This is a genomic window from Streptomyces sp. XY006 (assembly GCF_002237655.1).
In the GTDB taxonomy this organism is placed as follows: Bacteria; Actinomycetota; Actinomycetes; order Streptomycetales; family Streptomycetaceae; genus Streptomyces; species Streptomyces levis.
The window spans coordinates 18,844-38,791 of sequence record NZ_NOKT01000044.1 but is presented as its reverse complement, the minus strand read 5'-3'; the positions used below and the strand labels follow the sequence as shown (position 1 = coordinate 38,791).

Below are 19,948 nucleotides of genomic sequence, written 5' to 3'. Positions count from 1 at the left end.
ACTGCCGGGTGGTGGTGGACGTGGTGGTTCCCGTACGGGTCGGCCATGCGGTCGGGCTCCGCCGGGCGATCCGTCAGGCGACCGTGCGGGTCGGGAGCGGCTTGCCGTACCAGAGCTCGATCAGGCGGGCCGCGATCGAGATGCCGTAGGGCGGGAGCACCTCGCCGGACTCGAACGCGGCGCGCAGCTCGTCGCGGGAGAACCAGCGGGCCTCCTGGATCTCGTCGCCGTCGACGTCGATCTCGGTCGTGGTGGCGCGGGCCAGGAAGCCCAGCATCAGGCTGGACGGGAACGGCCAGGGCTGGCTGGCGACGTACTCGACCTGTCCGACGGTGATGCCGACCTCCTCGTGGACCTCGCGCCGCACCGACTGCTCGATGGACTCGCCGGGCTCGACGAATCCGGCGAGCGTGGAGAAGCGGCCCTCGGGCCAGTGGACCTGGCGGCCGAGCAGGAGGCGGTCCTCCTCGTCGGTCACGGCCATGATCACGGCCGGGTCGGTGCGCGGGTAGTGCTCGGCGCCGCAGGCGGGGCAGCGGCGGATGTGACCGGCCGCGGCGATCACCGTGCGCTCGCCGCAGCGCGAGCAGAAGCGGTGGGTGCGCTGCCAGTTCTCCAGGCCGACCGCGTGCACCATCAGGCCCACGTCCCGCGCCGACAGCAGCAGTCCCGCCTCGCGCAGGCCCGCGGGGCGCGCGGACTGGTCCATCCGCCCGGGCAGCGCGTCCTTCTGCAGGGCGAAGTAGCTGACGCCGTCCTCGTCGATGCCGAGGAAGTAGCGGTGCGCCTCGGTGAGGGGGGCTTCGAAGGAGGGGGTCATGACGAGTTCGGTGCGGCCGTCCGCCGTCTCGTCGATGAGGACCTGGCCGCCGGAGACCACGAAGCAGCGCGTGGAGGGGTGGCTCCACGCCGCCGCGAGCCAGGCCTCGTCGAGCCGGTGGTGGGCGGCCCGGTCGATGCCGCTCGGGGCGGTGAGCGAGATGGGCCGGTCGGCGTTGTGGTCGGTCCAGGTGGTCACGGGTGCTTCCAACTCCCCCTGTGGAACGGTTGGGTTCGGCGGCTGTTCGGCGGGATGTGCGGCGGGAGACGACCGGTTCCGGCGGGCTCGTGCGGTGCGGGGCGGGCCCTTCCAGTGTGCCCCGCGCGCGTGGCCGGTCCGGACGGCGGACGGCGCTCAGGGCGCGTGACGCCAGTGCTCGGCGAGGTCACCCCACAGGTACGCGGTGGTCTCGACGCCCTTGAGGAGCAGGTCGACTTCGACTTTCTCGTTCGGTGCGTGCCAGCCGTCGGAGGGGACGGAGATGCCGAGGAACAGCACCGGGGCGCCGAGGACGTCCTGGAGGTCGGCCGCGGGTCCGGAGCCGCCCTCGCGGGTGAAGCGCACGGTCTCGCCGAAGGCCCGGCCCATCGCGCGGACCACCGACTGCAGCGCCGGGTGGTCCAGCGGCGTCAGGCACGGGCGCGTGGCCCCGCTGAACGTGAGCTCACAGCGGATCCCGGCGGGCACCTGCTGCTCGGCCCAGGCGCGGACGGCCTTCTCCACGTGGTCGGGGTCCTGGCCCGCGACCAGCCGGAAGGACAGCTTCACCATGGCGGAGGACGGGATGATCGTCTTGCTGCCGGGGCCCTGGTAGCCGCCGCCGATGCCGTTGACCTCGGCCGTCGGGCGGGCCCAGACGCGCTCCAGAGTCGTGAAGCCGGCCTCGCCCCGGGTGGCGTGCGACTTGGCCGTGCGCAGCCACCGCTCCTCGTCGAAGGGCAGCTCGGCGAAGAGAGCGCGTTCGCGGTCGGTCAGTTCTACGACGCCGTCGTAGAAGCCGGGGATCGCCACGCGCGCGTGCTCGTCGTGCAGCGCGGCGACCAGGCGGGCGGCGGCCGTCGCCGGGTTGGGCACCGCGCCGCCGAAGGAACCGGAGTGGATGTCCTGGTCGGGGCCGTGCAGCCGTATCTCACACTCGGCGAGGCCGCGCATGCCCGTGCACACCGTGGGGGTGTCCTCGGACCACATGCCGGTGTCGGAGACGATCACGGCGTCCGCGGCGAGCCGCTCGGCCTGCTGCTCGACCAGGGCCCGGAAGTGCGGCGAGCCGGACTCCTCCTCGCCCTCGATCAGCAGCTTGAGGTGCACGGCGGGAGCGGTGCGGCCGGTGGCGGCGAGGTGGGCGCGGACCCCCAGGGTGTGGAAGAAGACCTGGCCCTTGTCGTCGGCCGCCCCGCGCGCGTAGAGGCGGTTGCCGCGGATCTCGGGCGCGAAGGGCTCGCTGTCCCAGCCGTCCTCCCGGGCGGCGGGCTGCACGTCGTGGTGGCCGTAGACCAGCACGGTGGGTGCCTGCGGATCGTCGGAGGGCCACTCGGCGTAGACGGCGGGCGCGCCCGGGGTCGGCCAGACCTCGGCCGTCGGGAAGCCGGTCTCCGTCAGCTTGGCGGCGAGCCAGTCGGCGCTGCGTCGTACGTCGGGCGCGTGGTCGGGCTGGGCCGAGACCGACGGGATGCGCAGCCACTCGGCGAGGTCGTCGAGGAAGGCGTCGCGGTGCTGCTGGATGTACTGACGGACGACGCTGTCCGGGGTCTGGCTCATGGTCACGAGCCTATCGGCCCGCGCCGATGTCCTCGGAGTGCGGTTCCTCACCGAACTCCCCTCCCGAGGGCTCGTCCAGCAGCAGCCGCTCCAGCGCGGCCCGGCCGGGCAGCTGCCGGGGGCGTACGACCTCCCCGCCGCGCACGTACAGGAACGCCGCCGTGACCTTGTCGAGCGGCACGCCCTGCTGCTCGGCCCAGGCGAGGCGGTAGACGGCCAGCTGCAGCGGGTCGGCGGTGCGGGAGCGGCTGGTCTTCCAGTCGACGATCTCGTACGTCGCGTCCGGCCCGTCACCCTGCTTGTAGACGGCGTCGATCCGGCCCCGGACGACCCGGCCGGCGATGGCCAGCTGGAAGGGGGTCTCCACCCCGTAGGGCGTGCGGCGGGCGTACTCGGTGCGTTCGAAGGCCTCCTTGAGCGCCTCGAGATCCCGCTCGTCGGCGATCTCGGCGTCGCTGCCGGGGAGCTCCTCCGGTTCCAGCAGCGGCAGGGTGAGCTCTTCGAAGCGTGCCTCGACCCAGGCGTGGAAGCGGGTGCCGCGGCGTGCGGCGGGCTGGGGCGGGCGCGGCATGGGGCGGGCCAGCTCCCGCGCGAACCCGTCCGGGTCGGCGGCCAGGTGCATCAGCTGGGAGGCCGTGAGCGACGCGGGCAGGGGCACTTCGGTGACGCTGTCGCGGGCGCGCAGCAGCTCGCCGGTGAGGGCGTCGAGGTCGCGGTCCCAGGAGGCGACGGTGCGAGCCTCCTCGGGCGTGAGGCGGGGGTGGCGGCTGCCGGGGCGCGAAGCCTCCGGAGGGGCCGCCTGGTGGGGGACGGTGGGGCGGCGGTGTGCGGGGCGGGGGTCCGCGGGCCGGTCGCCGGCGGGCGCGTCATCGTCCGAGGCGTCCGTGTCCGAGGCGTCCGCGTCGAAGGGATCCGCATCGAAGGGATCCGCGTCGAAGGAAGCCTCGTCGAACGGATCCGGTGCCTCGAAGGGATCCGGTTCGTCGTACGGAGGCTCGTCGTCCTCGGGCGGCGGGGGCCACTCCGGGTCGTCGAGGGCGTCGGGGTCGTGCACCGCGGTGGGGTGCGCGTCCTGCCCGGAGGCGAGGTCCTCCAGGTGGGCCAGGACGGTCTCGGCGGCGGCGCGGCGGCGGGCCAGGGCGGCCTCGTCCAGGGGCAGCGGCCACACCTGGTCGGCGGTGGCCTGGTGCAGGACCGGGTTCTCCTCGTCCTCCTCGGGTTCGTCCGCCCAGGCCTCGATCTCGCCGTACCCGGCCTCGCAGTGTTCGTAGAGAGCCTGGAGGAACGCGGACGGGCCGCGGCGCTTCTTCTGGGTGGGGCCCCACCAGTGGCCCGAGCCCAGGAGCAGCGACCGGGGGCGGGTGAAGGTGACGTAGCCGAGGCGGAGCTCCTCGGTGTGCTGGTGGTCCTTCATGGCCTCGTGGAAGGCCTTCAGGCCCCGGGCGTCCCAGGAGGGCACGTCGGGCAGCGTGTCGGCGTCGCCGCGCAGCGCGTGCGGCAGGACCTTGCCCTGGGAGGTCCACTTCTCGCGGCCCTGGCTGCTGGGGAAGGTGCCGGTGACCAGTCCGGGGACGACCACGACGTCCCACTCAAGGCCCTTGGACTTGTGGGCGGTGAGCACCTTGACGGTGTTCTCGCCGCCGGGCAGGGCGTTGTCGAGGCCCTTCTCGTACTGGGCGGCGGTGCGCAGGAAGCCCAGGAAGGCGAGCAGGGTGGCCTCGTTGTCACCGGCGGCGAAGGAGGCGGCGACGTCCAGGAAGTTGGACAGGGTCTCGCGGCGGCGGGCGGCCAGGGCGTGCGGGGACGCCGACAGCTCGACCTCCAGGCCGGTGACGGCGAGGACCCGGTGCAGGACGTCCATCAGCGGGTCGGCCAGGGAGCGGCGCAGCTCGCGCAGCTCGGTGGCGAGCCGGGCGAAGCGCACGCGCGCGTCGGGCGAGAAGGGCAGTCCGTCGTCGTCCCCACGGCCGTCGAGGGGCGTTTCCAGGAACGTGTCGAGCGCGTCCGCGAGCGAGATCACCTCGGCGGGGTCGACCCCCTCGACGGCCTCGGCGAGGCGCCGGTCCGGGTCGTCGTCGCCCTCCACGCGCGCGTGGGACACCAGCAGCCGGGCGCGCCGCCCCAGCAGGGCGAGGTCACGGGGGCCGATGCGCCAGCGCGGCCCGGTCAGCAGGCGCACCAGGGAGGCGTTGGCACCGGGGTCCTGGAGGACCTCGCAGACGGCGACGAGGTCGGCGATCTCGGGCAGGTGCAGCAGTCCGGACAGGCCGACGACCTCGACCGGAATGTCCCGGGCGACCAGGGCGCCCTGGATCTCGGCGAAGTCGGTCGCCGTGCGGCACAGGACGGCGATCTCACCGGGTGCCGTCCCGGTGCGGACGAGGTGGGCGACGGAGTCGGCGGCCCAGTCGATCTCCTCGGCGTGGGTGCGCAGCAGGGCGCAGCGGACCATGCCGTCGCGTTCGGCCCCGGGGGCGGGGCGGAGGGCCTCCACGCCCGCGTGCAGGGCGCGCAGGGGCTCGGCGAGGCCGTTGGCGAGGTCGAGGAGGCGGCCCCCGCTGCGGCGGTTCTCGCTGAGCGCCTGCCGGGTCGCGGGGCGGCCGTCGGCGTGGGCGAAGTGCTCGGGGAAGTCGTCGAGGTTGGCGACGGAGGCGCCGCGCCAGCCGTAGATCGCCTGGCAGGGGTCGCCGACGGCGGTGACGGGGTGACCGGTGCCCTCGCCGAACAGGCCCGCTAGGAGTACGCGTTGGGCGACCGAGGTGTCCTGGTACTCGTCGAGGAGGACCACCCGGAACTCGTCGCGCAGGACGCGGCCCACCTCGGGGATCTTCGCGAGCCGGGCCGACAGGGCGATCTGGTCGCCGAAGTCGAGCAGGTCCCGTTCGCGCTTGGCGGCCCGGTAGCGGGTCACCAGCTCGGCCAGCTCCCGGCGTGCGGCGGCCGCCTCGGGCACCTTGCGCAGATCGGCGTTGGTGAGCTTGGCGCCGCGCAGCGTCAGCAGCAGCTCGGCGTCGTACGCGCGCAGGGACTCGGGGCGTACGAGGTGCTCGGAGAGCTCGGCGTCCAGGGCGAGCAGGTCGCCGACGAGGTCCGGGAAGGAGCGGGTGAGGGCGGGGTAGGGGCCGGGTGACTCGCGCAGCACGCGCGCGGCGAGCTGGAAGCGGGTGGCGTCGGCGAGCAGCCGGGACGTGGGCTCCAGGCCGATGCGCAGCCCATGGTCGGTCAGCAGACGCCCCGCGAAGGCGTGGTACGTGGAGATCACCGGCTCGCCCGGCGGGTTGTCCGGGTCGATGACGTCCGGGTCGGTGACGCCGGCCTTGATCAGTGCCTTGCGGACGCGCTCGGCGAGTTCGGCGGCGGCCTTGTTGGTGAAAGTGAGGCCCAGCACCTGCTCCGGGGCGACCTGGCCGGTGCCGACCAGCCACACCACGCGTGCCGCCATCACCGTCGTCTTGCCCGAGCCGGCCCCGGCGACGATCACCTGGGGAGCGGGCGGCGCGGTGATGCAGGCCGTCTGCTCCGGGGTGAACGGGATGCCGAGGAGCTCTTTGAGCTGTTCGGGGTCGGTGAGTCGGGCTGGCACATCGGAGAGGCTATCGGCGGCCACTGACAGCGGTGGCCGGATCAGCCCATCGGGACGGCAGAAGCGCAGGTCAGCTCAGGTGGTGCGATGGGTCACTCGACAGCGCGGTGACCCCCTCGTCACTCCACCACGTGGCGGCCCTCCTGGCGCGCGCTGCACGACGCCCGGAACGCGCAGTGGGTGCAGTGCTGCCCGGCCGTCGGCGTGAACCGCTCGTCGAGGACCTTGCCGGCGGCCGTGGCCAGCAGGTCGCCGACCCACTCCCCCTGCAGCGGCTCCTGGGCCTGCACCTTGGGCAGGGCCTCACCGCCGTCGCGCCGGGCGGCGCCCTGGCGCAGGTGCACGAGTTCGGCGCCGCCCGGCTCGGGGCGCACCCCGTCGAAGACCTCGTCGACGGCGCCCTCCCGGACGGCGAGCTGGTAGACGGCGAGCTGCGGGTGCCGCTCGACCTCCTTGGACGTGGGCGCCTGCTTGCCGGTCTTGAAGTCGACCACGTAGGCGCGGCCGTCGCCGTCCGCCTCGACGCGGTCCATCTGGCCGCGGATGCGCACCTCGTACTCGCCCGCCTCCAGGGTGACGTCGAAGTCGTGCTCGCTGGCCACCGGGGTGCGTCCGGCGCGGTCCATGACGTGCCACTGGAGGAAGCGTTCGAGCGCCACGCGCGCGTTGTCCTTCTCCTGCTCCGACTTCCAGGGCGCGTCGAAGGCGAGGGCGTTCCACACGGAGTCGAGGCGTTCCATGAGGACGGAGAGGTCGGCCGGGGTGTGCCCGGAGGCGACCTCGTCGGCGAGGACGTGCACCACGTTGCCGAAGCCCTGAGCGGCGGTCGCGGGCGCGTCGGCCTTCACCTCGCGGCCCAGGAACCACTGCAGGGCGCAGGTGTTGGCCAGCTGGTCCAGGGCGCTGCCGGAGAGCACGACGGGCTGGTCGCGGTCGCGCAACGGCACCTTGGACCGGGTCGGCTCGAACATGCCCCACCAGCGGTAGGGGTGGGCGGACGGCACCAGGGGGCGGCCGTCCTCGTCGGCGAGGGCGGCGAGCCGGGCCAGGCGGCGGGCGGCGGCCTCCCGCAGCGCGTCGGAGACCCGCGGGTCGACCGTCGTGGCGCGCAGTTCGGCCACGAGGGCCGCGACGGACAGCGGCCGGCGCGGGCGTCCCGTGACGTCCTTGGGTTCGACGCCGAGTTCGGTCAGGAACCGGGAGGGCTGGTCGCCGTCGTCGGCGGGGGCCTTGACCGCGGTGACGACGAGCCGCTCCCGCGCGCGTGTGGCGGCCACGTAGAACAGGCGGCGCTCCTCGGCCAGCAGCGCGCCGGGGGTGAGGGGTTCGGCGAGGCCGTCGCGGCCGATGCGGTCGGCCTCCAGGAGGGAGCCGCGGCGGCGCAGGTCCGGCCATAGGCCCTCCTGTACTCCCGCGACGACCACGAGGCGCCATTCCAGGCCCTTGGAGCGGTGGGCGGTCATCAGGCGGACGGCGTCGGGGCGCACGGCACGCCGTGTGAGGGTGTCGGCGGCGATGTCCTCGGCGTCGATCTCCTCCAGGAAGTTCAGCGCGCCCCGGCCGCCGGTGCGCTCCTCGGCGCGGGCCGCCGTGGCGAACAGCGCGCAGACCGCGTCGAGATCGCGGTCCGCGTTGCGTCCGGCCGCGCCGCCGCGCCGGGCGGCGCGCTCCAGGCGCCCGGGCCACGGCGTGCCCTCCCACAGGTCCCACAGCGCCTCCTCGGCCGTGCCACCGCCGGCGAGCCGCTCCCGCGCCTTGCGCAGCAGCGCGCCGAGGCGCTGGGCACCGCGCGCGTATGTGGGGTCGTGCACGGCGAGCCGCTCCGGTTCGGCGAGCGCCTGCGCGAGCAGGACGTCGGAGGGCGGCGGCAGCGGATTGCCCGCGGCTCGCTCCTCGTCGCGCAGGGCGCGGCCGAGACGGCGCAGATCAGCGGCGTCCATGCCCGCGAGGGGCGAGGTGAGCAGGGTGAGGGCGGTCTCGGTGTCGAGCCAGCAGGTACGGGCCGCACGGTCGCCGCTGTCGCCGCTCGCGGAGGCGGCGCCGGACGCGGAGACGGCGTCCGACGCGGAGACGGCATCGGACACGAGGCCCGCGTAAGGGTCGGGGCCCGCGTCAGGGTCGGAAGCCTCGCCGGACCCAGAGAGCACGTCGGAGCTGGAGACCTCGTCAGGGTCGGAAGCCTCGCCGGACGCGGAGGACCCGGAAGCCCCCGCCTCCGCCCCCGCCCCCGCCCCCGCCTCCGCCACGGCCACCGCCCGCAGCGCCGTCAGCAGCGGCGCCACCGCCGGTTCGTGCCGCAGCGGCACATCGTCCCCGTCGACGTCCACGGGCACGCCCGCCGCCGTCAGCGCACGCCGGACCGTCGGGATCGTGCGGGAGCCGGCGCGCACCAGGACGGCCATCTCGCGCCACGGGACGCCGTCCTCCAGATGGGCCCTGCGGAGGATGTCGGCGATGTTGTCCAGCTCCGTCCCGGCGGTCGGGTACGTGTAGGCCTCGACACGGCCGCCGTCCCGCACGGGGGCGAGTTCGCGATGGGCGCGTACCTTCTCGGCGGGCAGGCGGGTCAGCGGCATGCGCTGGGTCAGCAGCCGGGTCGCGGCGAGCAGCCCGGCGCCGGAGCGGCGGGACGTGCGCAGCACCGCGACCGGGGCCGGCCGGCCGTCCGCGCGCGGGAAGGCGTGCGGGAAGTCCAGGATGCCGTTCACGTCCGCCCCGCGGAACGCGTAGATCGACTGGTCGGGGTCGCCGAAGGCGACGAGCGTGCGGCCCCCGCCGGCCAGCGCGTGCAGCAGCCGCACCTGGGCGGGGTCGGTGTCCTGGTACTCGTCGACGTAGACGGCGTCGTACCGGTCGGCGAGCCACGCGGCGACCTCGGGGCGCCGGGCGAGCAGCACCGCGCGGTGGACGAGTTCGGCGTAGTCGATCACGCCCTGCAGATCGAGCACGTCGAGGTACTCGGCGAGGAAGGCGGCCGCCGCGCGCCAGTCGGGGCGGCCCGTGCGGCGCGCGAAGGCGTCCAGGGCGTCGGGCCCGAGGCCCAGTTCACGGCTGCGGGCGAGGACCGCGCGGACCTCGTCGGCGAAACCGCGGGTGGTCAGACAGGCGCGCAGCTCGTCCGGCCAGCGCACGTGCGCGAGCCCGAGCCGCTCCAGGTCCACCTGGCCCGCGAGCAGGTCCCGTACGGCGACGTCCTGCTCGGGTCCGGACAGCAGCCGCAGCGGCTCCACGAACAGGTCGCTGTCCTGGTGGGCGCGGACCAGGGCGTAGCAGAACGAGTGGAACGTGGTCGCCTGCGGGGCGTGGGCCGCCCCGCTGCGCAGGGCCATGCGGTCGCGCAGCTCGACGGCGGCCCTGCGGCTGAACGTCAGCACGAGGACGCGCCCGGGGTCGCCGCCCCGGGCGATCCGCTCGGCCACGGACTCGACCAGCGTGGTGGTCTTGCCGGTGCCCGGACCTGCGAGGACGAGCAGCGGACCGGCCGCGTGGTCAACCACGGAGCGTTGCGCGGCGTCCAAAAGAGGGGGGTCCACCCGGGCGGGAGGGGTACGAACCAAGCGGTAAGCGCCACGGCTCCCCCGCCGTACCCGGGGGTGCGACAGGCCGTTGGTGGAGAAAGAGGAGCTCACGTGGTTCGCCGGTCCTGGTGGATGTACTGGTTGGCGGGTCACCGCGCGCGTGGCGGGCGGTGACCGCGGGGTGACGGGGACGCGTGCAGCCGACGCTACGCCGACGAGCGAGGCGGAAGCAGGGCTTCCCCTTCTTCCCGCCGGTCACTCGCGGCACGCTCGGCGCACAAGCCCCTCGTCTCACGAACGTACGTCATGCCCCCGGTGTGCCCCGATTCCCTCGTCCGGATCACAGGCCACACGGGAGGGCGTGCGATGCCGGAAGCTGTCAGGTGTGACCCTCCGCGCGTTCACCACCGTCCCACCGCGCCCGTCTCATGTCGATGCGCGGCAGGTGGCCCTCGGCGGCACGGCTCGCCTCCTTCAGAGGCGTGCCCTCCGCGCGGTAGTGGCCGAGCGCCCGCAGTTCGTGTCCCGGGAGCAGCGCGCCGTCCGCGCGGACGACCCGCCACCACGGGACGGCTCCCCCGTAGAGCGCCATCACCCGGCCCACCTGACGCGGACCGCCCTCCTCCAGCCACTCGGCCACGTCCCCGTAGGTCATGACCCGGCCCGGCGGGATCAGCTCCGCGACGTCGAGGACCCGCTCGGCGTAGGCGGGCAGGGCTTCCGCCGGCTCGTCGGGGGCACCGTCGTACCCCGCTCCGGCACTCTGCGGACGCGTGTCCTCCGGAAGGCTCTCCTCGCTCATCCGTCCCATCCTGCCCCACCCCACCGACAACGGGACGCGCGCGCTCCCGAGCGTTTCCTTCGCCCCGCGACAGCGCGTCGGGCAGACTGTCCGCCCCCGCATGTGCACCCTGATGCCCCCGTGTGTCGGTGTGGCATGCCACCATCGTGCGGGCGGTGACCGGTGATACGAGACCAAGAAGAGACGATGAAGCAGCAGGGTGCGCACCCCGAGGACACGGAGGGCACCTCTGACGCTTCGTCGCGCCCGGGCACCGAGGACGGCGGCGTGAAGGGCCCGGGCAAGAAGGCCCGGACGCCCGCCGACGAGCCGGACTTCGCGCACATCGACGAGGTGGAGGGCGACGAACCGCTGCTCCCCGCGCGCGTGCACCGCCCGTCGGACCTGATGCGGCTGCTGGTCGGCGTGCTCGCGGTGGCGCTGCTGATCGGGATCGCCGCGTTCGCGCACGGCACCACCTCCGGTCTCGAACAGGACATCAACAAGGGCACCGGACAGGCGCCCGACCTGCTCATCAAGATCGCGGGACTGGCCTCCAGCATCGCGATCCTGCTGGTCCCGGTCGCCTTCGCGATCGAACGGCTGATCAAGCGGGACGGGCTGAGGATCGCCGACGGCGTCCTCGCCGCCGTCCTCGCGCACGGCGTGACCCTCGCCACCGATCTGTGGGTCGCCCGGGCCGCCCCCGACTCGATCCAGGAGGCGCTCACCCAGCCCTCCCCCGGCGACGTCCACGCCCTGACCGACCCGGTGCACGGCTACCTGGCACCCGTCATCGCCTACATGACGGCCGTCGGCATGTCGCGCAGACCGCGATGGCGCGCGGTGCTGTGGGTCGTGCTGCTCCTCGACGCCTTCTCGATGCTCGTCACCGGGTACACCACCCCGTTCTCGATCATCCTGACCGTGCTGATCGGCTGGACCGTCGCCTACGGCACGCTCTACGCGGTCGGCTCCCCGAACGTCCGGCCCACCGGGCAGACCCTGATGGCGGGGCTGCGGACCGTCGGGTTCCGCCCGGTCAGCGCCTCCCGCGAGGACCACTCGGACAACCCGGACACCGGGGACCGCGGCCGGCGCTACTTCGTGACCCTGGAGGACGGCCCGCCGCTGGACGTGACGGTGGTCGACCGGGAACAGCAGGCACAGGGCTTCTTCTACCGCGCCTGGCGCAACCTCACCCTGCGCGGCTTCGCCACCCGCAGCAGCCTCCAGTCGCTGCGGCAGGCCCTGGAGCAGGAGGCGCTGCTGGCGTACGCGGCGATCGCGGCCGGCGCCAACGCCCCCAAGCTGATCGCCACCTCCGAGCTCGGCCCCGACGCGGTGATGCTGGTCTACGAGCACAGCGGCGGCCGCACCCTGGACTCCCTGCCGGACGAGGACATCACCGACGACCTGCTGCGGGACACCTGGCACCAGGTGAAGGCGCTGCAGTCCCGGCGCATCGCGCACCGCAGGCTGGTGGGCGACGCGATTCTGGTGGATCGTTCCGGCACGGTGATCCTCACCGACCTGCGCGTCGGTGAGATCGCCGCCGGCGATCTGCTGCTGCGGATGGACATCTCCCAGCTGCTGGTGACGCTCGGGCTGCGGGTGGGCGGTGAGCGGGCGGTGGCCTCGGCGGTGGGCGTGCTCGGCCCGGACGCCGTCGCGGACTGCCTGCCGATGCTCCAGCCCATCGCGCTCAGCCGCTCCACGCGCGCGACGCTGCGCAGACTGGCCCGGGAGCGGGCACAGCGCGAGCGCGAGGCGGTCCTGGAGGCGTCCCGGCAGGCCAAGCAGGCCCGCTTGGAGGAGGACTCGGACGAGGCCGTGCCCGTCCTGGAGAAGCCCGACAAGAAGGCCGTACGGGCCGAGCAGCGGGCCGAGAAGCGGGCGATCGACGAGGCCCTGGAGGAGGCGCGCGAGGAGGACCTGCTCACGCAGATCCGCCACGAGGTCCTGCGGATCAGACCCCAGGCACCGGTCGAGCCGGCCCGCCTGGAGCGGGTGCGGCCGCGCACGCTGATCAGTTTCATCGCCGGCGCGATCGGCGCGTACTTCCTGCTGACGCAGCTCACGCACATCGAGTTCGGGCCGCTCATCGCCAACGCCGAGTGGGGCTGGGTCGCCGCGGCCGTGCTGTTCTCCATGGCGAGCTACTTCGCGGCGGCGATGGCGCTGCTGGGGTTCGTTCCCGAGCGGGTGCCGTTCCTGCGGACGGTCGCGGCGCAGGTGGCCGGATCGTTCGTGAAGATCGTCGCCCCGGCGGCCGTGGGCGGTGTGGCGCTGAACACGCGCTTCCTGCAGCGCGCGGGGGTGCGTCCCGGGCTCGCGGTGGCGAGCGTCGGCGCGTCGCAGCTGTTCGGGCTCGGCTGCCACATCCTGATGCTGCTGTCCTTCGGCTACCTGACCGGCACCGAGAAGACCCCGTCGCTGTCGCCGTCCCGGACGGTCATCGCCGGTCTGCTGACCGTGGCGGTGCTCGTCCTCGTCGTGACGTCGGTGCCGTTCCTGCGGAAATTCGTCTCCACGCGCGTGCGGTCGCTGTTCGCGGGTGTCGTGCCGCGCATGCTGGACGTGCTCCAGCGCCCCCAGAAGCTGGTCACGGGCATCGGCGGCATGCTGCTGCTGACCGCCTGCTTCGTGATGTGCCTGGACGCCTCGATCCGCGCGTTCGGCGACGAGTCGACCTCGATCAGCCTCGCCAGCGTGGCCGTCGTCTTCCTCGCGGGCAACGCCCTCGGGTCCGCGGCGCCGACCCCGGGCGGTGTCGGCGCGGTCGAGGCGACCCTGACGGTCGGCCTGATCGCCGTCGGCCTCCCGAAGGAGGTCGCGGCTCCGGCGGTGCTGCTGTTCCGGCTGCTGACCCTGTGGCTGCCCGTGCTGCCGGGCTGGCTGGCTTTCAACCACCTGACCCGCAAGCAGGCCCTCTGACGCGGTCCGCTCCCGCCCCGTGACGGGGTCGCGGCCGGCTCCGCAACCCGCCCGGTGTCGGAGCGGGAGGCGGGCTTCGCAAACCGCCCGGTGTCGGAGCCGGAGGCGGGCTCCGCAACCCGCCCGGTGACGGGGCCGGCGGCCGGCTCCGCACCCCTCCTGCCCCTCTTACCTCGTACGGCACGCGTCCCGCGCGCCCCGCTCCGGGCCGCCGCAGGATGGAACCATGCCAACCCTCCTCCGGCTGCGCGCCGCCGCCCTGACCGCCACCGCCGTGCTGCTGTCCACCGTGCTGGCGGGCTGCGGCGGTGACGACGCCGAGGACGAGGACCTCACGCGGCAGGAACTGGAGTGGAAGGAGTGCGGCGCCCCCGACGAGGCGCAGGGCGGGGGCGCCGCGCCCTCCCCGCTGCCGGACGACGGCGAGTGGCAGTGCGCCACGATGAAGGCGCCGCTCGACTGGGACGACCCCAAGGGCGACACGATCGGCCTCGAACTGATCCGGGTCAGGACCACCGGCAGCGCCAGTGAGCGCATCGGCTCGCTCCTGTTCAACTTCGGCGGCCCCGGCGGCTCGGGCGTCAAGACGCTGCCCGCCTTCGCCGAGGACTACGGCACCCTGCGCACCCGCTACGACCTGGTCAGTTTCGACCCGCGCGGGGTCGGCCGCAGCAAGCCGGTGATCTGCGAGAACGACCAGCAGCTCGACGCCTACTTCCAGCAGGACGCGACCCCCGACGACGCCGCCGAGCGCACCGTGCTCCTGGACAACACCAAGGAGTTCAACGACGCCTGCGAGAACAACTCCGAGCAGATGCTGCCGAACGTGCGCACCACCGACGCCGCCCGCGACCTGGACCTGATGCGCCAGGTCCTCGGTGACGAGAAGCTGCACTACTTCGGCTTCTCCTACGGCACGGAACTCGGTGGTGTCTACGCCCATCTGTTCCCCCGAAAGGTCGGCCGCGCCGTGTTCGACGCCGTCGTCGACCCGACGCAGAACGCCGAACAGGGCTCGCTGGGGCAGGCCGAGGGCTTCCAGCTCGCCCTGGACAACTTCGCCGAGGACTGCGTGTCGAAGACCGAGGAGTGCCCCGTCGGAGACAGCGCCCAGGACGTGAAGGACCGGATCGCCAGGCTGCTCAGGGACCTCGACCGCAAGCCGATCCCGGGCGTCTTCCCCCGGGAGCTGACCCAGACCGCGGCGACCAACGGCATCGTGCAGGCGCTGTACTCGCAGGACTTCTGGGAGTACCTCACCGAGGGTCTGCAGCAGGCGTACGAGGGCGACGGCAGCACCCTCATGCTGCTGTCCGACTCGATGAACGGGCGCAGCGAGAACGGCGAGTACGACAACTCCGCCGCCGCCCACACGGCCATCAGCTGCGCCGACAGCAAACCGCGCTACGACGCCGCCTACGTGGAGCGCAAACTGCCCGAGTTCCGGGCGGCGTCCCCGCTGTTCGGCGACTACCTGGCCTGGGGCATGATCGGCTGCACCGACTGGGCCGTGCCCGGCGCCGCCGACCACCCGGACGTGAGCGCCCCGGGCGCCCCGCCGATCCTGGTCATCGGCAACACCGGCGACCCCGCCACCCCCTACGAGGGCGCGCGGGCGATGGTGGAGGCGCTGGGCGAGGGGGTCGGCGTCGAGCTGACGTACCGCGGGCAGGGGCACGGCGCCTACGACAGCAAGAACAAGTGCGTGCAGGACGCGGTGCACGGCTACCTGCTGGACGGAAAGGTGCCGCAGGCGCGAACCGTCTGCGGCTGATCCTCCCGGCGATCAGCCGCAGGCGAGGACCGTCTGCGGCTGATTCTCCCGGCGATGAGGCGCAGGCGAAGACCGTCCGCGGTTAATCCTCCCGGCGATGAGGCGCAAGCGAGGACGTCTGCGGCTGTTCCTCCGCGCGATCCGGCGAATTCGCAGGTCAAAGGGTTATCCACAGGCCGGGACGGGCGGCGCGGGGATCTGCCTACCATGGCTCGAACGCCATCCGCGGCACGGCGCGGACGGCTTGCGAGGGGGGATGGGCCCATGACGCGTTTCCTACGGTGGACCGCTCTGGCGGCCGCCTCGGCCCTGCTGGCGGCCGGGTGCGGCGGCGGCTCGTCCGACGACGGCAAGGGCGGGCTCTCCTGGGGCCGGTGCAAGGCCACCGCGGACGCCCCGGCGCCGAGCAGCGAATGGCAGTGCGCCACGCTCAAGGTCCCGCTGGACTGGTCGAAGCCGGACGGCGAGACGATAGGGCTGGCCCTGATCCGCGCCAAGGCCCGCGGCGACGACCGCGCCGGCTCGCTCCTGTTCAACTTCGGCGGCCCGGGCGCCTCGGGCGTGTCCATGATGCCGTCGTACGCCCCCACCGTCTCCCGGCTCCGCGAGCGGTACGACCTGGTGAGCTGGGACCCGCGCGGAGTGGGCGCCAGCGAGGGCGTGCGCTGCCGCGGCGACAAGGAGATCCAGGCGGCGGAGTCGGTGGACGTCACCCCGGACACCCCCGCCGAGGAGAAGGCGTACTTCGCGGACGCCGCCGACTTCGGGCAGGGCTGCCACAAGGACGCCGGCAAGCTGATGGCGCACGTCTCGACCGCCGACTCGGCCCGCGACATGGACCGCATCCGCCGGGCCCTCGGCGACGACAGGATGAACTACTTCGGCATCTCCTACGGCACGGAGCTGGGCGGCACCTACGCCCACCTGTTCCCCAAGAGGGTCGGGCGGATGACGCTGGACGCGGTCGTCGACCCCGCCGCCGACACCGTGGGCCACGCCAAGAACCAGGCCAGGGGCTTCCAGCGCGCGCTGAACGGCTATCTGGAGTCCACGGGCCAGGACCCGCAGGCGGGCTCCCGGAAGATCACGGCCCTGCTGCGCCGGCTCGACGCCCGTCCCCTGCCGACCGGCACGCCCGGGCGCAAGCTCACCCAGACGCTCGCGGCCACCGGCATCATCCTGCCGCTGTACAGCAAGGACAGCTGGCCGACGCTCACCAGCGCCCTGGACGCGGCCGAGCGCGGCGACGGCTCGGAGCTGCTCGCCCTCGCCGACGGCTACAACGAACGCGACCCCTCGGGCCGCTACGGCACGACCACGCACGCCCAACGGGTCATATCGTGCCTGGACGACCGGCAGCGGCCGACCGCGGCCGAGACGAAGAGGCTGCTGCCGGAGTTCGAGAGGATCTCCCCGGTCTTCGGGACGTTCCTCGGCTGGGACACGGCCGGCTGGTGCCACGACTGGCCGGTGCCCGGACAGCACGACACCCCGGAGGTGAGCGCCCCGGGCGCCCCGCCGGTCCTGGTGGTGGGCAACACGGGCGACCCCGCCACTCCCTACGAGGGCGCGCGGCGGATGGCCGACGAGCTGGGCAAGGGCGTCGGAGTGCTGCTCACCTGGCGGGGCGAGGGACACGGCGCGTACGGCAGTGGGAGCGACTGCGTCGATGCCACGGTGGACGCGTATCTGCTGGACGGCTCGGTCCCGAAGGACGGCAAGGTCTGTTCATGACGACGGCGGGGGCTCCGGGCACCCGTGGTGCGCGAAGCCCCCGCCGTGGGACGTGGCAGGCCGGATCCGGCTCAGTACACCGGCTTGCTCGGCTCGATCTGGTTGACCCAGCCGATCACGCCGCCGCCGACGTGGACGGCGTCCGAGAAGCCCGCCGACTTCAGGACCGCGAGGACTTCCGCACTGCGGACACCCGTCTTGCAGTGCAGGACGATCTTCTTGTCCTGCGGGAGGCTCTCCAGGGCGGTGCCCATGAGGAACTCGTTCTTCGGGATGAGCCGGGCGCCCGGGATGGAGACGATCTCGTACTCGTTCGGCTCGCGGACGTCGATGATGTCGATGCTCTCGCCGTCGTCGATCCACTCCTTGAGCTGCTTGGGAGTGATCGTGGAGTCGGCGGCCGCCGCCTGGGCCTCCTCGGACACGACGCCGCAGAAGGCCTCGTAGTCGATGAGCTCGGTGACGGTCGGGTTCTCGCCGCAGACCGCGCAGTTCGGGTCCTTGCGGACCTTGACCTGGCGGTACTGCATCTCCAGGGCGTCGTAGATCATCAGGCGGCCGACCAGCGGCTCGCCGATGCCGGCGAGGAGCTTGATGGCCTCGTTGACCTGGATGGAGCCGATGGACGCGCAGAGCACGCCCAGCACGCCGCCCTCGGCGCAGGAGGGGACCATACCGGGGGGCGGGGGCTCCGGGTACAGGCAGCGGTAGCAGGGACCGTGCTCGGACCAGAAGACGGAGGCCTGGCCGTCGAAGCGGTAGATCGAGCCCCAGACGTACGGCTTGTTCAGCAGCACGCAGGCGTCGTTGACCAGGTAGCGGGTCGCGAAGTTGTCCGTGCCGTCGACGATCAGGTCGTACTGGCTGAAGATGTCCATCACGTTGTCGGCCTCGAGCCGCTCTTCGTGCAGGACGACGTTCACGTACGGGTTGATGCCCTTGACGCTGTCGCGGGCGGACTCGGCCTTGGGGCGACCGATGTCGGCCTGGCTGTGGATGATCTGGCGCTGCAGGTTCGACTCGTCGACCTCGTCGAACTCCACGATGCCGAGGGTGCCCACGCCCGCGGCGGCCAGGTACATCAGCGCCGGCGAGCCCAGGCCGCCGGCGCCCACACACAGCACCTTGGCGTTCTTCAGCCGCTTCTGCCCGTCCATCCCGACGTCGGGGATGATCAGGTGGCGGGAGTACCTGCGAACCTCGTCTACGGTGAGCTCGGCAGCCGGCTCGACCAGGGGTGGCAACGACACGGGGACTCCGTTGGTCGGTCAATCACTACGGTTGTTCTCCCCGTAACACTGCCATGCGCTTTTTCATTCCGAGACACCTGTTCCGATCCGCGAGACGAACTCGTCCCAGTAGCCGGGCATGGCCTCCCAGGGATCGGCCCGCCCGCCGCGGTCCGTATGGTCGGTGAACCAGACCGTGGCCGCGCCCTGCCAGCGGGCGATGCGCAGGGCCTCCTCCAGGTGGGGGCGGGGCACACCGTGGACGAAGTGGCAGAAGCGCTCGGGCGGGTGGGCGGCGGTCCACTCGGCCACCTGGGACCAGCGGTAGTCGCTCCAGGAGCCGGAGAAGGTGACCAGCTGGTCGGCGTGCTCGGCGTAGCCGGGGTGCGGATAGGTGCCGTGTCCGAGGACGATGTGGGGATCGTCACGGATCACGCGGAGCGTGGCGACGGTGCGGCGGACCTCGGGCAGCTCGGCGCGGTCGGCCGGGCAGCGGTCCAGGAGGTAGCCGTCGACCTGGTACCAGTCGGCGAACCGGTGGGCGTCAGAGATCAGTTCGCCGAAGGCCCGGAAGCCGTACCGGGTGTCGAGGCGGCCGAGGACCCGGACGCCCGCGTTGCGCAGGCGCCCGGCCGCCTCCAGGCAGTGCGGGTCGGGGCGGCTGCCGGGGCCGTCGGCCACGTTCAGGACCACCCAGTGCAGCGGAATGCCGGGGCGGGCGAGTTCTCCCCACTCGGTGGGGGCGAGCAGCGGGTGCGCGTAGCCGGGGACGCCGAGTCCGGGGCGCAGTTCCGTGCTCGACGAGCGGGGGCGGGTGCTGGTCAGATGCGGCATGCCGCCTCCATCCAGATGTCGGCCAGGGACTCCTCCAGGCCGATCCGGGGACGCCAGCCGAGCCGGTCGCGCGCGGTGCGCACATCGGCCTGCTGCCAGCTGCCGCAGCCGTCCGGGTACGGATACGCGACGGGGGGCGCGTGGTCGGGGTCGGGCCGGGGGTGCCCGAGGGCCGAGCGCAGGGCGCCGGGCGGGCCGTCGAGTTCGTGGAGGGCACCGCCGTATCCGGCGACGCGGGCCAGGACGGCGGCGGCGTCGCGCAGGCGGACGGCGCGGCCGGAGCCGATGTTGATGACGCCCTGCGCGGCGGAGAGCGAGGCGGCGTGGACGGCCCGGGCCACGTCGCGGACGTCGACGAAGTCGCGCTGGGCGCCGAGGCCGCCGAGTTTCAGTTCGCCGTCGCCGGACTGCATGGCCCGGCGCATCGCTTCGGCGAGACGGCCGAGCGGGGAGCCGGCGGGGGTGCCGGGTCCGGCCGGTGAGAAGACGCGCAGGACGACGGCGTCCAGACCGGAGCCGAGGACGAGTTCGGTGGCGGCGAGTTTGCTGACGCCGTACGGGCCGCCCGGGCGGGGCACGGCGTCCTCGGCGGTGGAGGAGCCGGGCTGGCTCGGGCCGTACTCCGCGCTGCACCCGATCTGCACCAGACGGGCGCCGCAGCCGCTGCGGCGCAGGGCCTCGCAGACGGTGGCGACGGCGACGGTGTTGTGGCGGGTGAGTTCGCGGGCTCCGCCGCGGGTGGCGCCGGCGCAGTTGACGACGACGCCGGGGTGGACCGCGTCGAGGAAGCGGGTGAGGGCACCGGGGCTGCCGGACGCGAGGTCGAAGCGGACGTCGGCGTCGTCGCCGCGGCCGAGGGCGGTGAGCTGGACGGCCGGGTCGGCGAGCAGACGGTCGGCGACGAAACGCCCGATGTAGCCGTTGGCTCCGATCAGCAGGACTCTCATCGCGCGGCTCCCGGGGTGGCCGGGGCTCCTGGG

General features: G+C 73.4%; 11 protein-coding genes. 3 read left to right on the top strand and 8 right to left on the bottom strand.

Going from position 1 to position 19,948, the window contains the following annotated elements:
* Positions 1 to 73: 73 nt before the first annotated feature.
* The 5 genes from nudC to CHR28_RS34795 form a co-directional block, all read right to left on the bottom strand.
* A complete protein-coding gene (nudC, locus tag CHR28_RS34815) occupies positions 74 to 1,018 on the bottom strand; it encodes an NAD(+) diphosphatase (RefSeq protein ID WP_256984582.1) in 945 nt (314 codons plus the stop codon).
* Between the two features lie 156 nt (positions 1,019 to 1,174).
* Positions 1,175 to 2,578, bottom strand: a complete 1,404-nt coding sequence (locus CHR28_RS34810; protein ID WP_094057731.1) for a dipeptidase — start codon at positions 2,576 to 2,578, stop codon at positions 1,175 to 1,177.
* A 10-nt stretch (positions 2,579 to 2,588) separates the two neighbouring features.
* Positions 2,589 to 6,161: an ATP-dependent DNA helicase gene (locus CHR28_RS34805; RefSeq protein WP_179272670.1), complete on the bottom strand. Its 3,573-nt coding sequence runs from the start codon at positions 6,159 to 6,161 to the stop codon at positions 2,589 to 2,591.
* A 119-nt stretch (positions 6,162 to 6,280) separates the two neighbouring features.
* Positions 6,281 to 9,790 (bottom strand): ATP-dependent helicase, encoded by a 3,510-nt coding sequence (locus CHR28_RS34800; RefSeq protein ID WP_094057718.1) that lies wholly within the window; start codon positions 9,788 to 9,790, stop codon positions 6,281 to 6,283.
* Positions 9,791 to 10,058: 268 nt separating this feature from the next.
* Entirely contained in the window at positions 10,059 to 10,481 is a 423-nt protein-coding gene (locus CHR28_RS34795; RefSeq protein WP_256984580.1) for an MGMT family protein, read from the bottom strand.
* A gap of 186 nt (positions 10,482 to 10,667) precedes the next feature.
* Between CHR28_RS34795 and CHR28_RS34790 the strand changes: the two genes are divergently transcribed.
* From CHR28_RS34790 to CHR28_RS34780, 3 genes are all read left to right on the top strand, one after another.
* Positions 10,668 to 13,397, top strand: coding sequence for a lysylphosphatidylglycerol synthase domain-containing protein (locus tag CHR28_RS34790; RefSeq protein ID WP_094057716.1), 2,730 nt, complete (start codon positions 10,668 to 10,670; stop codon positions 13,395 to 13,397).
* Between the two features lie 226 nt (positions 13,398 to 13,623).
* The gene (locus CHR28_RS34785) at positions 13,624 to 15,171 is read left to right on the top strand and encodes an alpha/beta hydrolase (protein ID WP_094057715.1); all 1,548 of its coding nucleotides are present in this window, start codon (positions 13,624 to 13,626) and stop codon (positions 15,169 to 15,171) included.
* Positions 15,172 to 15,435: 264 nt separating this feature from the next.
* The gene (locus tag CHR28_RS34780; protein WP_094057714.1) at positions 15,436 to 16,905 is read left to right on the top strand and encodes an alpha/beta hydrolase; all 1,470 of its coding nucleotides are present in this window, start codon (positions 15,436 to 15,438) and stop codon (positions 16,903 to 16,905) included.
* Positions 16,906 to 16,976: 71 nt separating this feature from the next.
* On the opposite strand, the gene moeZ is transcribed toward CHR28_RS34780, so the two are convergent.
* The 3 genes from moeZ to CHR28_RS34765 form a co-directional block, all read right to left on the bottom strand.
* Entirely contained in the window at positions 16,977 to 18,155 is a 1,179-nt protein-coding gene (gene moeZ / locus CHR28_RS34775; RefSeq protein ID WP_094057713.1) for an adenylyltransferase/sulfurtransferase MoeZ, read from the bottom strand.
* 63 nt (positions 18,156 to 18,218) lie between these two features.
* On the bottom strand, positions 18,219 to 18,968 hold the full coding sequence (locus CHR28_RS34770; RefSeq protein ID WP_094057712.1) for a spherulation-specific family 4 protein: 750 nt from the start codon (positions 18,966 to 18,968) through the stop codon (positions 18,219 to 18,221).
* Positions 18,956 to 19,915: an NAD-dependent epimerase/dehydratase family protein gene (locus CHR28_RS34765; RefSeq protein ID WP_094057711.1), complete on the bottom strand. Its 960-nt coding sequence runs from the start codon at positions 19,913 to 19,915 to the stop codon at positions 18,956 to 18,958. The genes CHR28_RS34770 and CHR28_RS34765 overlap by 13 nt, the downstream gene beginning before the upstream one ends.
* Between the last annotated feature and the right edge of the window lie 33 nt (positions 19,916 to 19,948).